Origin of the sequence: Poseidonibacter sp., from assembly GCF_041821165.1 — a bacterium.
Taxonomy (GTDB): Bacteria; Campylobacterota; Campylobacteria; order Campylobacterales; family Arcobacteraceae; genus Poseidonibacter.
Map to the genome: position 1 here is coordinate 25306 of NZ_JBGUES010000002.1, position 13183 is coordinate 38488.

Annotated in this window: 13 protein-coding genes; 8 read left to right on the forward strand and 5 right to left on the reverse strand. The window is 26.7% G+C overall.

Annotated features, from left to right (window positions below):
* Window positions 1–21 precede the first annotated feature (21 nt).
* On the reverse strand, window positions 22–1065 hold the full coding sequence (lpxB, locus tag ACERKK_RS00455) for a lipid-A-disaccharide synthase (RefSeq protein ID WP_373771095.1): 1044 nt from the start codon (window positions 1063–1065) through the stop codon (window positions 22–24).
* A complete protein-coding gene (locus tag ACERKK_RS00460; RefSeq protein ID WP_373771096.1) occupies window positions 1062–2135 on the reverse strand; it encodes an epoxyqueuosine reductase QueH in 1074 nt (357 codons plus the stop codon). The genes lpxB and ACERKK_RS00460 overlap by 4 nt, the downstream gene beginning before the upstream one ends.
* A 92-nt stretch (window positions 2136–2227) precedes the next feature.
* Here ACERKK_RS00460 and ACERKK_RS00465 point away from each other — a divergent pair, with 92 nt between their 5' ends.
* A complete protein-coding gene (locus tag ACERKK_RS00465; RefSeq protein ID WP_373771097.1) occupies window positions 2228–2584 on the forward strand; it encodes a hypothetical protein in 357 nt (118 codons plus the stop codon).
* A gap of 16 nt (window positions 2585–2600) precedes the next feature.
* Here the strand turns inward: ACERKK_RS00465 and ACERKK_RS00470 are convergent, their stop codons facing one another.
* Window positions 2601–4556 (reverse strand): EAL domain-containing protein, encoded by a 1956-nt coding sequence (locus tag ACERKK_RS00470; RefSeq protein WP_373771098.1) that lies wholly within the window; start codon window positions 4554–4556, stop codon window positions 2601–2603.
* 83 nt (window positions 4557–4639) lie between these two features.
* Window positions 4640–5839 (reverse strand): NAD(P)/FAD-dependent oxidoreductase, encoded by a 1200-nt coding sequence (locus tag ACERKK_RS00475; RefSeq protein WP_373771099.1) that lies wholly within the window; start codon window positions 5837–5839, stop codon window positions 4640–4642.
* A 347-nt stretch (window positions 5840–6186) separates the two neighbouring features.
* On the opposite strand from ACERKK_RS00475, the gene nfo reads away from it, so the two are divergent.
* The gene (nfo, locus tag ACERKK_RS00480; protein ID WP_373771100.1) at window positions 6187–7038 is read left to right on the forward strand and encodes a deoxyribonuclease IV; all 852 of its coding nucleotides are present in this window, start codon (window positions 6187–6189) and stop codon (window positions 7036–7038) included.
* Between the two features lie 32 nt (window positions 7039–7070).
* Here nfo and ACERKK_RS00485 read toward each other — a convergent pair whose 3' ends face one another.
* Window positions 7071–7688, reverse strand: coding sequence for a sel1 repeat family protein (locus ACERKK_RS00485; RefSeq protein WP_373771101.1), 618 nt, complete (start codon window positions 7686–7688; stop codon window positions 7071–7073).
* 140 nt (window positions 7689–7828) lie between these two features.
* Between ACERKK_RS00485 and ACERKK_RS00490 the strand changes: the two genes are divergently transcribed.
* From ACERKK_RS00490 to nuoD, 6 genes are all read left to right on the forward strand, one after another.
* On the forward strand, window positions 7829–8182 hold the full coding sequence (locus ACERKK_RS00490) for a hypothetical protein (RefSeq protein WP_373771102.1): 354 nt from the start codon (window positions 7829–7831) through the stop codon (window positions 8180–8182).
* A 14-nt stretch (window positions 8183–8196) separates the two neighbouring features.
* Window positions 8197–9930 (forward strand): ATP-binding protein, encoded by a 1734-nt coding sequence (locus ACERKK_RS00495; RefSeq protein WP_373771103.1) that lies wholly within the window; start codon window positions 8197–8199, stop codon window positions 9928–9930.
* 332 nt (window positions 9931–10262) lie between these two features.
* Window positions 10263–10652: an NAD(P)H-quinone oxidoreductase subunit 3 gene (locus ACERKK_RS00500; RefSeq protein WP_373771104.1), complete on the forward strand. Its 390-nt coding sequence runs from the start codon at window positions 10263–10265 to the stop codon at window positions 10650–10652.
* Window positions 10634–11143 (forward strand): NADH-quinone oxidoreductase subunit B family protein, encoded by a 510-nt coding sequence (locus ACERKK_RS00505; protein ID WP_373771105.1) that lies wholly within the window; start codon window positions 10634–10636, stop codon window positions 11141–11143. The genes ACERKK_RS00500 and ACERKK_RS00505 overlap by 19 nt, the downstream gene beginning before the upstream one ends.
* Window positions 11143–11949, forward strand: a complete 807-nt coding sequence (locus ACERKK_RS00510; protein WP_373771106.1) for an NADH-quinone oxidoreductase subunit C — start codon at window positions 11143–11145, stop codon at window positions 11947–11949. Before ACERKK_RS00505 ends, ACERKK_RS00510 begins: the two co-directional genes overlap by 1 nt.
* 5 nt (window positions 11950–11954) lie before the next feature.
* Window positions 11955–13181 (forward strand): NADH dehydrogenase (quinone) subunit D, encoded by a 1227-nt coding sequence (gene nuoD / locus ACERKK_RS00515; protein WP_373771107.1) that lies wholly within the window; start codon window positions 11955–11957, stop codon window positions 13179–13181.
* Window positions 13182–13183 lie beyond the last annotated feature (2 nt).

Below are 13183 nucleotides of genomic sequence, written 5' to 3' on the forward strand. Positions count from 1 at the left end.
GATATTGTATCCAAAAAAAAATTAGTTTTGAATTATCTTTGCAACATTTTTTGAACTTCCATTTTGTAAGTATTCTCTTAGTATTTTAGAGTTGTCAAAAAATAACTTTTTATTCATTGTTTTATAATCTTGTAATAGATTTTCTAAATTCACATCTTCTTGTAAAAACTCTTTATGAATTGGATTTTTTCCCATTTTTTCAAAGAAGATATTTGCTAAACCAACATAGTTTAGTTTCACAAACATTTTTCCAATAAAAAAATCAAACTTTTTTGCAATATACGATAGAGTAAATGGTGTTCCAATTAAGGCAGCTTCAAGTGTTGCAGTACCAGAACAAATAAAAGCATACTCTGCTTCTTGCAGTGTTTTATGAGCTTGTGTAGAAATTGTAAAAGAAGATATATCGCCATAAACTTTTTCTATGTATTCTTTATCAAATTTTGCAGGAATAATTAAAATATGCTCTTTATTTGGAATTTTTTTAGCTAATTCTTTAAATATTGGCATATGATTTTTAATTTCAGTTTTTCTACTTCCTGGCATAAATGCAATTTTTCCACTTTGTGTAAGTTCTTCTTTAAAATTATGAATTTCATCAAGTAAAGGATGTCCGACATAAGTTATTTTATTTTTATCTAAATAGATTTCTTTTTCAAAAGGAATAATTGAACACAACTTAGTACAAAACTTTTCAAGCTTTTTAACTCTACCTTTTTTCCAAGCCCAAGCTTGAGGTAAAATATAATAAATAATTTCTTTTTTGGGATAAGTTTCATGAAGCTTTTTAGCTAAAGGTAAATTAAAACCAGAAGAATCCATAAGTAAAACTTTATCGCAATCTTTTGCTAATTCAACTAATTCATCTCTTAGTTTAAAAAAGAATCTTAATTTTTTTAAAGCATCAACAAAACCCATAATTGCTAATGCTGTTAAATCATATAAAGGATTTCCAAGCTCTTTATCAAAAACACCTACAAGCTCAACATCATCATTTAAATACTGTTTTAACTCTTTTAAATGAATATTTGAAGATGTTTCCATCGCGCAAACTAAAAGTTTCATATTATCTCTTCTTTTATATCTTCATAAGTCTGGGCATTTAACTCAATCTCATATTTTGCATCAACTACTTCATCTAAAACAATAATTGTTGATAAATCATAAGGATTATTTACAATTTGCTGTCTTACTTCTACTTCTGCATCAAAATCTAAAGGATTATACATAAGCTCTTTTATGCTTTTATATTCAGTTTGAGCAAGAGTATTAAATGTTTCTAAAGAGATGATTTTTACTTCTTCTCTATTTAAATAATGAATACCATCTTTTTCATACTCAATTCTTCCATTCATTTTATTTCTATTTATTGTTGAATAACACATAATATGTGATGGAACAATTTGTTTTGCTATTATTACTTTTGCACTAAGAAGTCGATAGTTTAAGAATCTTTGTTTAATTATTTTATATTTATCACCATTTTCTTCTAAGGCATTTCTTTTAATATATAACTCTAATCTTTGCTCAATTGATTCAGGTAAAATCTGCTTTGATATAGGATTAAACATTTCATCCATTATCTTTTTTTGTGCTTGTCTTTGTGCTGTTAAACCAAATAAACAACCACAATAATTTTGTCTATATAAAGAGTTTTCTTTTACTTTTTTACCTTGAATCTCTGCACCATTTCCTGCTTTATAATCTCTATAAATAAACTCTAATCCAGTTAAAGATGACAGATTATTACCAATTTTTTCAAGTTTTTCTTGAGATTTTTTAGGAGAAATTAAAAGAGTAGTAGTAAATTTATCATGTCCTAATTCTTGGGCTTTTTTTACAGTAGTATCAAGTCTATCATCATAACATACTGTACATCTATCACCTTTTTCAGGTAAGTGTTCCATCCCTTTAACTTTTTTCAACCATTCTTCTAGGTTGTAAGCACCTTCTATTAACTTAATTCCAAGACGTTTACATGAGTATTCAACATCTAAGTATCTTAATCTATATTCACTATAAGGATGAATATTTGGGTCATAAAAATATCCAACAAGTTCTTCATTTGGAAACTCTTCTTGAACTCTTTCTAAAAAGTAATGACTATCAACTGCGCAACAAATATGTACTAACAAAAATAACCTTCAATTATATAATTTATAGATATTATAGTAAAATAAATTAAAACAAAGGATTAGAGATAAAAAATATAGCTTTACTTTTTCTAATGATATTTCTCTTCACAGGTTGTTTTACGAGAACTCCACAAATTACATCAAGTGCTACAATACTTATAAAAACACCAGCTATGAAGTTTTATGATAAAGGTTTTATTTTTAAGTATGAAGATTATACACAAGTTCAAATATTTACAGCAGGCACTGTTATTTTAGATATGAAAATATATGAAGATAGAGTTTGTAAAAGTACTTTTGAATGTCAAGATTTAAAAACATTTAATAGAAATAATTTACATAAATCATATGATGATAGATTTTTAAAAGAGTTATTTGAAAGAAATCAAAAAGAAGTAGTTTTTAGAGATAAGGAAAATAGAATCTTAATTAAAATAAAAAGAGATTAGAATAGTTTAAACTGTTCTAATCTAATTCTCTTGGTTCTCCAAAATAGTAACCTTGAGAGTAATCTATACCTATTTTATTAACAACCTCATAAACACTTTTTGAATGAACAAATTCACCAATAGTTTGAATACCCATTTTTTTTGCAAAACGTATAATAGTTTTTGTAACAATCTGAGAATCTTTATTTATATCTATATCTTTTATCATAGAAGCATCAATCTTTAGATAATCAACTTTTAATTTCATTAGATATTCAAAATTTGAATAACCCGTTCCAAAATCATCAATAGATATTTTTGCACCATAAGATTTAATTTCATTAATAAAAGTTAATACTTCTTCAAAATTTTCAATACCTTCTGATTCTAATATTTCAAATACAATTCTATGGGCAAAATTATATTCTTTTAATTTTTTTATTATAGTTTTAGTAACCACTTCATTAAGAATATCTTGAACAGATAAATTTATTGATACTTGATATTCAGAGTTTTTAAATTTTTCAAAAGTTTTATCAAGCATAATTTTTGTAAGCTGAGGATATAGTTTATTTTTTTTAGCAAGCTCTAAAAAATGTATAGGAGAAATATACTCTCCATTTTCATCAAGCATTCTAATTAATGCTTCATATTTAACTATCTTCTTTGTTTTAGTTTCTACAATTGGTTGAAATAAAGGAACTATTCTATCTTGTGCAATAGCATCTTTTATTTTTTTTGACCATTTTAGGTTTTGCTCATATTCATGTTCTATATTCATAGAAGAATCATAAACTAAATATTTTTTCTTTTTCTTTTTTGCAAGTTTTAAAGCAATATCTGCGTTTGTTAATAAGTAATTATTTCCATTGGCAATTCCAATTGTAGCATTCATAAAAATTTCTGAGCCATTTACTAAAAATGTATCATTTTGAATGGCATTTGTTAAATGAAGAGCTAACTCTTTTATTTCATCATAGATGTATTCAGATTCACAGAATAATGCAAATTCATCAGCATGAAGTTTATGTAATACAGAATGAGGGGGTATATTTTGCTTTAAAATATTTGCAGTATTTTTTAGAACATCATCTCCAACTTTATCTCCATATAAATCATTTATCTCTTGAAATTTATCAAGATTAATCATCATTAATACAGCATTTTTTCGCTCAAGCAAGTTTTCAATTAATCTTTTTCTATTTGGTAGTTGTGTTAATTCATCATTATAAAATTGATATTCTAAAGAGTAGAGCATTTTATTAAATACTTCTTGCATCTCATCTATTTCTTTTATTTCATTATTTACATTAATTCTTTGTTTAACATCTTTATTATCAGATATTCCATTAATATCAGTAATAAATGTTTTAATAGGTTTTACTAAGTGTTTATCAAATTTTAGAAATAGGGCTATAAATATAATCACTGAAAAAACAATCATAAATACAATAAAAAAGTTTATTATAGAACCTAAGGATACTTTTAAGTCATTTATTGGATACGAAATATCAATTACTCCAAGGACTTTACCTTCTTGAGTTTTAGTATGACATTTAAGACACTCTTGTTTAGCAACAAGAGGATAATAATACTCAATAGTAGAATTCTTTACCATATGAATAGTATCATTTTTTTCTATAGCATTTTTAACATTAAAATTATTTTTTCTTGCGAATAAATCTTTTGGAATTTCACCATACTCTTTTGAAACTTCTTCACTTCTGTAAACATTTACAATCATATCTTCATCAATATTATTTACTCTTTGAATAATATTTTCTAATTCTTCTCTTGTCCAGCCTTTTGACATTGCTGAATATAATGTTTCAAAAATTAATAAGGTTGTTTTTTTTGCTTCTTCTTTCGTTAATTGTTCTAAAGCTTCTTTTTTCATAATTTGAGCATAAAAGAATGCAAAGGTAAGTGTTACAATAAGAGTGATTAAAATAATTTTAAGAATTAATTTCTTGTAAGTGATTTTCTTAGACATATATTCCCAATTGATAATTTAAATTAATTATTGAGAGTATATATCAAGTAAGCTTTAAAACTTACTTTTTTCTTAGGTGAGTATTATAATTTTTTTAGTTTTTTATAACCTTCTCTAATAAGTTTTAATAGAGGTTTTCTATATGAAGAAAATACATACTTTTTAATTTCATATGCAATTCTACCTTGAACATGAACTAATCCATATAGGTTACCAGCTGCAAACTTTCCACCAAGAGCAATAAGTATACCTTCTAGTTTAGGGTCACATTTAATTAGTTTTTTCTTTGCAATTAAATTTAAGATATTTTTACCTGCATTTGTACCACTGATTCTAGCAATAGTAACATTTGGAGGCATTATTTCACCTTTTTTATTTTTAATCTCAGCCATATCACCAATAGCAAAAATATTTGAATATTTTGTACTTTGCATATATTCATTTACAATGATTTGACCTCTACCATTTTTTTCAACATCTAATTCAGATGTAATAGTTGAAGCTTCAATACCACCTGTAAAGATAATAAATGAATGATAGATTTTTGTACCATTTGACAACTCTAAATGATCTTCATTACATTTTTGTAGTTTAGTATTTGTAATTACATTAATACCTAAAGATTTTAATCTCTTATGTGACATACTGATTAATTCAGGTGTTAAACCTGGAAGAATTGTATCAGAAGAACTTACAAGTGAAATTTTTAAGTTATCACAAGAGAAGTTACCTCTTTTAAAGAACATCTTAGAGTTATATGCCATTTCAGCAGCAATCTCAACACCAGATAATCCAGCTCCTACTACAACAATATGTGTATCATCACACTGTTTTGCTTCAAATTGAATTTTTTTGAAAAGTTGATTTTCAAAACTTTGTTTAAAAAACATTGCCCAATGAAGTTTTTTAATATCATGCGCATTATTAAGACCTGGAATTTGTGGAGGAAAAAATGTTCGTGTACCTGCTGCCATAACTAGATAATCAAATTCTACAATCTCTTTCTCTTCTGTAAAAATCTTTTTAGAATCTTTATCTATTTTTCGCACTTTTAGGTTTTTATACTCTAAATATGGGTGGTTTAATCCCATACATAATGTAGTTAAATCAATTGTAACATCTGCAATATTTGACTTATTTGCAATTAAATCATAAACCTCTGGCTGTAAGTTATGAAATGTATGTTTATCTATTAATGTTATTTTTATATTCTTGTTTTTTGCGAGTTCTCTTAGTGCATATATTCCAGCATATCCACCTCCAATAATTACAACTTTTTCCATGAAGTTTGGTCCTTTACTAAATACTTTTTTTATCTACAATTGTTTTATATATAATTCCTTATGTCTTATTATTAAAAAAATTGACAAAACAATCAATATGAAAATAATACAAGAAATTTATAGCTTAGATGTAGCGCGTTTTAAAATTATTGCTTATTCTATACTTAGGCATTTTAGGGTAAGATAAAAACTTGTAAATGTTAAAGATTTTATTTGCTTATGTGGATAAATGACACGATATTAAGGGTTTAAAATTACTAACATTATATATTAAAATCTACTTATTAAACTAAGCTTATAATATTACTTTAATAAGTTTTTATAATTAAATACTTATAGGAATAAAAATGAAATATGTTGGAGCACATGTAAGTGCAAGTGGAGGTGTTTATAATGCCCCAATTAATGCCTCAGCAATTGGCGCAAAAGCCTTTGCTTTATTTGTAAAAAATCAAAGACAATGGAAAGCAAAAGATTTAGAAACTAAAGTGATTGATAGATGGTTTTTAGAGTTAGAAAAATCAGGAATTCAAACTAAACATATCTTACCTCATGACTCATATTTAATCAACTTAGGACATCCTGTTGTTGAAAATAGAGAAAAATCACTTGATGGTTTTATTCATGAGTTAAAAAGATGTGAAATACTTAAACTTGATAGATTAAATTTTCATCCAGGTTCTCACCTTAGAAAAATTACAGAAGATGAGTGTTTAACTAATATCTCTGAATCTTTAAATAGAGCACTTGATGCAACAGCAGACAGTGATATAAAATTAGTAATAGAAAACACAGCAGGTCAAGGAAGCAACCTAGGATATAAGTTTGAACACTTAGCTCAAATCATTGATAAAGTTGAAGATAAAAGCAGAATGGGTGTATGTATAGATACATGTCATATGTTTACAGCTGGTTATGATATTAGAACTAAAGAAGCTTATGATAAAACATGGAATGACTTTGATAATATCGTAGGTAGACAATACCTAATGGGAATGCATATAAATGACTCAAAACCAGAACTAGGTTCAAAAGTTGATAGACATGATTCTTTAGGTGTTGGAAAAATTGGTTGGGATGCATTTAAATTTATCATGAATGATGATAGAATGGATGATATTCCTCTTGTATTAGAAACAATAAACGAAGATATCTGGGCTGAAGAAATTCAAGCTCTTTATGATTTAATTGAAAAATAGAAAATAAAATAAACTCTTTCGAGTTTATTTATTTAAATTCCATATACTTTATTTATAAAACTATTATTATTTTGTTCAAACTCATTTTTCCAAAAATCACTTAGCTTTTTATCAATAGGAATAAACTTATCATCTTGATATATTTTTACTAACTCTTCTTGAGCCTTTTTTACATTATTTTTTGCAGCAAAATCCAATAGTCTGATAGCTTTTTTGAAATCTTGTTTATTTCTATATTGAAAAGAAAGTTTATATGCAGCAATTGGGTCTACTTTTTCAACTTCTTCTAAAAGCTCAAGTGCTAGTTCTTGATTTTGTTTAACAAATACACCATTATTATACATATCTGCTAATAAAGCATTTGAATAAAAGTTACCACGTTCCTTTGCTAAAGTGTACTTAGCAAATGCTTCTTGGTGGTTACCTGCAATATAAGCATGGATTCCTGATCTTATTAGTGCTATTGAATTTTTATATGAAATCAAATCATAACAATCTATCTCAAACTCTTTATTTTCTGTTTTACATTCATTTGCTTGAGCTATTTCATTTGGTAGAACTTTTAAAGCTGCTTCATGATTTGCACAAGCTACAAAAAGTAGTGGCAAAAAACTTGCAACAATAAAACTTTTCATCCCAGTTTTAAACATTTGACTTCCTTTGATATTATAAGTGGCAGTATTATATTTTATTTTACCTTTTATTTTAGAAACAACATTATATTTACAATTTTTGTTCATAAATAGTTAAGATAAAATTTTGTATCATCATTCCAACATAGGAGTTAGCAATGATATTTATTGTATTGTTTTTATTTATAGGTTTTATAATTGTTTCTTTAAACATGTATAATGCCTCAAATATAGATGAAATTAAAAATTATTTGATTAAGCAAGAGTGTAATAATAAAGTATACTCAAAGGGTTCATATAAAGCTTTATGTGAAGATAAACTGTTAGAAATATCAAATAGTTTTAAAGTTGACATTGAAAATAACTCAAGAGTATTTAAATATAGTGAAATAAAAAATGCATCTATTGAAAAATTAGATATATTAATAAACAATGAACATAAAGTAAGTTTTAAAGATAAAGCAGAAGTAGATAACTTCTATAATGATTTAAACAAAAAAATAAAGAATTAGGATTATAGACAATAATGAAAGAAGTAATTGATTTTATAGAATCAAAAGATATTGAAAAAACAAATTTTTTCTCACAATTAAAATGTACAAAAGAAGAAGCATTAATTTTACAATATATAACAAAAGAGTATGTAGAAGGAAGAGATACACTTATTATAATAGATATATTAGGTGAATTTTATGATTTAAAAAAATTTAAACACTTAGAAAAATTAGATTTAATTAAATCACTATTAGAGTTTGGTTGGTTAGTTCAAATTTCATTTGATCAAATTAAATTAAGTGAGGTTTCAAAATTAGAGTTATTAAACTCAAGTATTAGTTTATCAAGCTCATATTTAAAACTAATAGAAAATGGCTCAAATGATTTTGTATTACCAGAAATCAAAAATTATAGTGATCATTTAGAGTATTTACAAGATCAGTTTTTTAAAATTGATTTAGCTCAACAATTAAATGTTGTAAAAAGAAACTTTGATGTAAATTCTCCTAGTTCAAATAGATTAAAATCAAAATTAATTTTATTAGAAAACAGAATCAAAGAGAGAATCAAAGTTACAAATAACTCAATAATGCTAGAAGATTTTTTTAAAGAAAATGAATTAAATGAACAAGAACAAACACTTTTCCTTGCACTATTAAAAGAAGAATATTCAGGTGGTGATGGTTCTATTAGAGATATGAATGCTTTAATTGAATTAATTTCAAGTGATGATTATGAGAAGATTAAATTTAGAAGTTTATTAGAAGAGAGTTCAACTTTAGTTTCTAATAATTTGATTGATTATGATGAGGTATTAACTGCATTTGGTGGAATCAATAGAAATTTCTATATTCCTGATGAAGTATTATATAAAATATCACATCCAACAAAGAAAAAAACAAGAGCTGGTAAAATCAAACTAGATTCTGTAATCAAAGAACAAGAAACTTTTGAGTTAATTAGTACAAATAAAAATCTTGATGATGTAGTATTAAATGAAAAAACAAAAGAGACTTTAAACGCTTTATTAAAACAAGTTGATAAAGAGGTTGTAAATAGACTTAAACTTTGGGGAATCAAAGATAAAAAAAGAGGAATTGAAGCCAAGATAATTTTTTATGGAGTAGCAGGAACTGGTAAAACTATAACGGCACTTGCTTTAGCAAAATCACTTAAAAAAGAAGTTCTAAGTTTTGACTGTTCAAAAATTTTATCTATGTATATAGGTGAAAGTGAAAAAAATGTTAGAAGTATTTTTGATAAGTATTATGAACTAAGAGAAAAAACAAAAGCTGAACCAATATTATTGCTAAATGAAGCTGACCAATTTTTAAGTTCACGTTCATCAGGTGCAGGAACAAGTACAGATAAAATGCATAATCAAATGCAAAATATTTTCTTAGAACAAATAGAAAGATTTGATGGAATATTAATAGCAACAACTAACTTACTTGAAAACTTAGATAAGGCATTTTCAAGAAGATTTAACTATAAAATTGAGTTTGTAAAACCAAATAAAGCACAAAGACTTTCTTTATGGGAAAAACTACTTCCATCAACTCTTCCTTTAGCTGAAGATTTTGATATTAATGAACTTGCTAAATATGAATTAACAGGTGGACAAATTGAACTTGTTATAAAAAATACTGCTTATAAAATTGCTGTTAGTGATGAACCAATCTTTAAAGTTGAAGATTTTAAAGAACAAATTACTAAAGAAGAAAAAGGTCAATTTGACAGTGAAAATAAAGTAGGTTTCTTCTAAAAATTAATATTATGGGAAAATGTAAATTATCATATGTTTTCTCATATTTATATTATACTTAAACGATAAAATTAGATGTTAATTTTAATATTTTAATAAAATATTGATTTTTTTTCTAATTCTTCTAATGATTTTTATATATTAATCTTATGTTTCTTTTGGTACCAGTTTTCTTTTTATACTTAGAAAAACATTAAGTTATAAGCTTACTTTTATTAGGTTAGATTATTATTTGCCTAAATATAAATTTTTGGCTATTTATTAGGACTTAGATATACTATAAGCCAGAAAAAAAATAAGAAAAATTCTATAGCTTTTAAAGGATATATAATATGACACACATGGAATTTGCCCATCCATATTTTGGTGCATTTGTGATGTTTATAATAACATTTGGTGCGTTTGGTGCGACTGTATGGCTAGCTAGATACGTTAGTAGAAAGATTGCAAGACTTGATACTGAGAAATTAAAGACAACATTATATGAGTGTGGACCAGAGGTTACGAAGCAACCAAATACAATATCTACACAATTTTATTTAATAGCTTTACTTTTTATCCTATTTGATGTTGAAATTATATTTATGTTTCCTTGGGCAATCAATTTTAAAATTTTAGGTTGGTTTGGTTTTGTGGAAATGTTACTTTTCATCACACTATTATCAATAGGGTTTTTATACGCATGGAAAAAAGGAGCGCTTGAATGGCACAGCATAAAATAAATTACTTACAAGATGGTGGTGCGCCAATTAAGTTAACAACTATTGATAAGTTAGTTAATTTTGGTCGATCAAACTCATTATGGCCAATGACATATGGATTAGCATGTTGTGCTATTGAAATGATGGCAACTGGTGCATCAAGATACGATTTTGATAGATTTGGTACTATTTTTAGAGCATCTCCAAGACAATCGGATGTTTTAATTATTGCAGGAACACTTACGAAAAAACATGCTGAATTTATGAGAAGATTATATGATCAAATGCCTGATCCAAAATGGGTAATCTCAATGGGTTCATGTGCAAATACTGGTGGAATGTTTAATACTTATGCAACAGTACAAGGTGCAGATAGAATCATCCCTGTTGATATTTATCTTCCAGGATGTGCGCCAAGACCTGAAACTTTACAATATGCTTTAATGGCTTTACAAAAAAAGATTAGAAAAGAATCAATTTTTAGAGCGCATAAGAAAAAGAGGTTAGTGTAATGAGACAATATACTCCAAAAGATGATGTACAAAGAAAATCACCGTTTTCAGATAGATTTTTTGTAAGTCCAACTGTTCCAAGACTTGAGATTTCATCTGATGAAATTTTTCAAGCTGATCTTGAAAAATTTCAATCAAAAATAAATGTTCAAGATGCATATATTGAACATACTCATTTAGTAATTCATATTAATAAAAATGCAATTGTTGAAGCAATGAAATTCTTAAGTGAAGAACTAGAATATGATATGTTAATTGAAATGTCTGCAATTGATTATTTAGCAGCAAGAGATGGATATGAATTATTCTATGAAATGCTTTCTATTTCTAAACATAAAAGACTTAGAATCAAGTGTTTTTTAAATAAAGATGAATCTGTAAATTCTATTACATCTATTTTTGATTCAGCTAATTGGTCTGAGCGAGAAATGTATGATATGTTAGGTGTAAAAGTTGATAATCATCCTAATATGAAAAGAATTATTATGCCTGATGATTGGTATGATCATCCACTTAGAAAAACTTATCCATTACAAGGTGATGAAGTGGCTTCTTGGTATGAAGTTGATAAGATTTTTGGAAAAGAAGCAAGAGATATTATTGGACCTGAACAAAGAGATCCTGCTGCTATTGATAGATATGATACTACAAGATTTGCAAGACTTGGACATGAAGTTCCATTTGATACAAAAATATCTGAAGGAAATGAGCCTGACACTGCTATTTCTTATCAAGAAGAAGATGCATCAAAAATTATGAAAAGATTAAAACCTGAAGAATCAGTTGTTTTAAAAAGAAGAAGGTAGAGAATATGCAACAACCAAATAGATTAAAACCTTTCTTTGAAAATATTCACTTTGAAAGAGAAGATAATACAATGATGGTGAACTTTGGACCACAACATCCATCTGCTCACGGTCAATTAAGACTTATCTTAGAACTTCAAGGTGAAGAAGTAGTAAAATCAAGACCAATGATTGGATACCTTCATAGAGGTATGGAAAAAATGGCTGAGAATATGATTTATAACGAATTCTTACCTACAACAGATAGAATGGATTATATTGCTGCAACTTCAAATAACTATGGTTATGCTTTAGCTGTTGAAAAACTTTTAGGTATTCAAGCTCCAAGACGTGCTGAAATAATTAGAACAATGCTTTTAGAATTAAATAGAATCACTTCTCATTTATTCTGGTTAGCAACTCATGCACTTGATGTTGGTGCTATGTCTATGTTCTTATACTGTTTTAGAGAACGTGAATATGCAATGGATTTAATTGAAGATTATTGTGGTGCAAGACTTACTCATAGTGCTATTAGAATCGGTGGAGTTCCTTTAGATTTACCATCAAATTGGATTGATGATTGTTTAAGCTTTATTGATATTTTAAATACAGAAATATCAAAATATGAAGGTTTATTAACAGAAAATAGAATCTGGAAAATGAGACTTGAAAACGTAGGTGTTATTACTCCTAAAATGGCAAAATCTTGGGGATGTTCTGGTATTGCATTAAGAGGTTCTGGAATTAAATGGGATTTAAGAAAAGAGATGCCTTATGGAATTTACGATGAATTAGATTTCGATGTTCCAATTGCACATACAAATGACTCTTATGGAAGATACAAAATTTGTATTGAAGAGATGAGAGAATCTGCAAAAATATTAAAACAATTAATGCCAATGTATAAAGAGAGTGATTCTCAATTAATGGCTCATGCACCTGAGTATATTTCAGCTCCAAAAGAGCAAATTATGACTCAAAACTATTCATTAATGCAACACTTTGTACTTGTAACTCAAGGTATGAGACCTCCAAAAGGTGAAGTTTATGTTGCAACAGAATCACCAAAAGGTGAATTAGGATACTTTATTGTAAGTGATGGTACTCCTTATGCATATAGACTAAAAATTAGAGCTCCAAGTTTCCAGCATACAGCAATGCTTGAAGAATTACTTGTAGGATTACAGTTAGCAGATGTTGTTACTTTAATAGGTAACTTAAATATTGTATTCGGTGAGATTGATAGATAAGG

What these genes read in the sequence shown, in the direction of transcription:
- lpxB (WP_373771095.1), bottom strand. Translation starts at nt 1,065, where the DNA reads ATGAAACTTTTAGTTTGCGCGATGGAAACATCTTCAAATATTCATTTA.
- ACERKK_RS00465 (WP_373771097.1), top strand. Translation starts at nt 2,228, where the DNA reads ATGATATTTCTCTTCACAGGTTGTTTTACGAGAACTCCACAAATTACA.
- ACERKK_RS00470 (WP_373771098.1), bottom strand. Translation starts at nt 4,556, where the DNA reads ATGTCTAAGAAAATCACTTACAAGAAATTAATTCTTAAAATTATTTTA.
- ACERKK_RS00475 (WP_373771099.1), bottom strand. Translation starts at nt 5,839, where the DNA reads ATGGAAAAAGTTGTAATTATTGGAGGTGGATATGCTGGAATATATGCA.
- nfo (WP_373771100.1), top strand. Translation starts at nt 6,187, where the DNA reads ATGAAATATGTTGGAGCACATGTAAGTGCAAGTGGAGGTGTTTATAAT.
- ACERKK_RS00485 (WP_373771101.1), bottom strand. Translation starts at nt 7,688, where the DNA reads ATGTTTAAAACTGGGATGAAAAGTTTTATTGTTGCAAGTTTTTTGCCA.
- ACERKK_RS00490 (WP_373771102.1), top strand. Translation starts at nt 7,829, where the DNA reads ATGATATTTATTGTATTGTTTTTATTTATAGGTTTTATAATTGTTTCT.
- ACERKK_RS00495 (WP_373771103.1), top strand. Translation starts at nt 8,197, where the DNA reads ATGAAAGAAGTAATTGATTTTATAGAATCAAAAGATATTGAAAAAACA.
- ACERKK_RS00500 (WP_373771104.1), top strand. Translation starts at nt 10,263, where the DNA reads ATGACACACATGGAATTTGCCCATCCATATTTTGGTGCATTTGTGATG.
- ACERKK_RS00505 (WP_373771105.1), top strand. Translation starts at nt 10,634, where the DNA reads ATGGCACAGCATAAAATAAATTACTTACAAGATGGTGGTGCGCCAATT.
- ACERKK_RS00510 (WP_373771106.1), top strand. Translation starts at nt 11,143, where the DNA reads ATGAGACAATATACTCCAAAAGATGATGTACAAAGAAAATCACCGTTT.
- nuoD (WP_373771107.1), top strand. Translation starts at nt 11,955, where the DNA reads ATGCAACAACCAAATAGATTAAAACCTTTCTTTGAAAATATTCACTTT.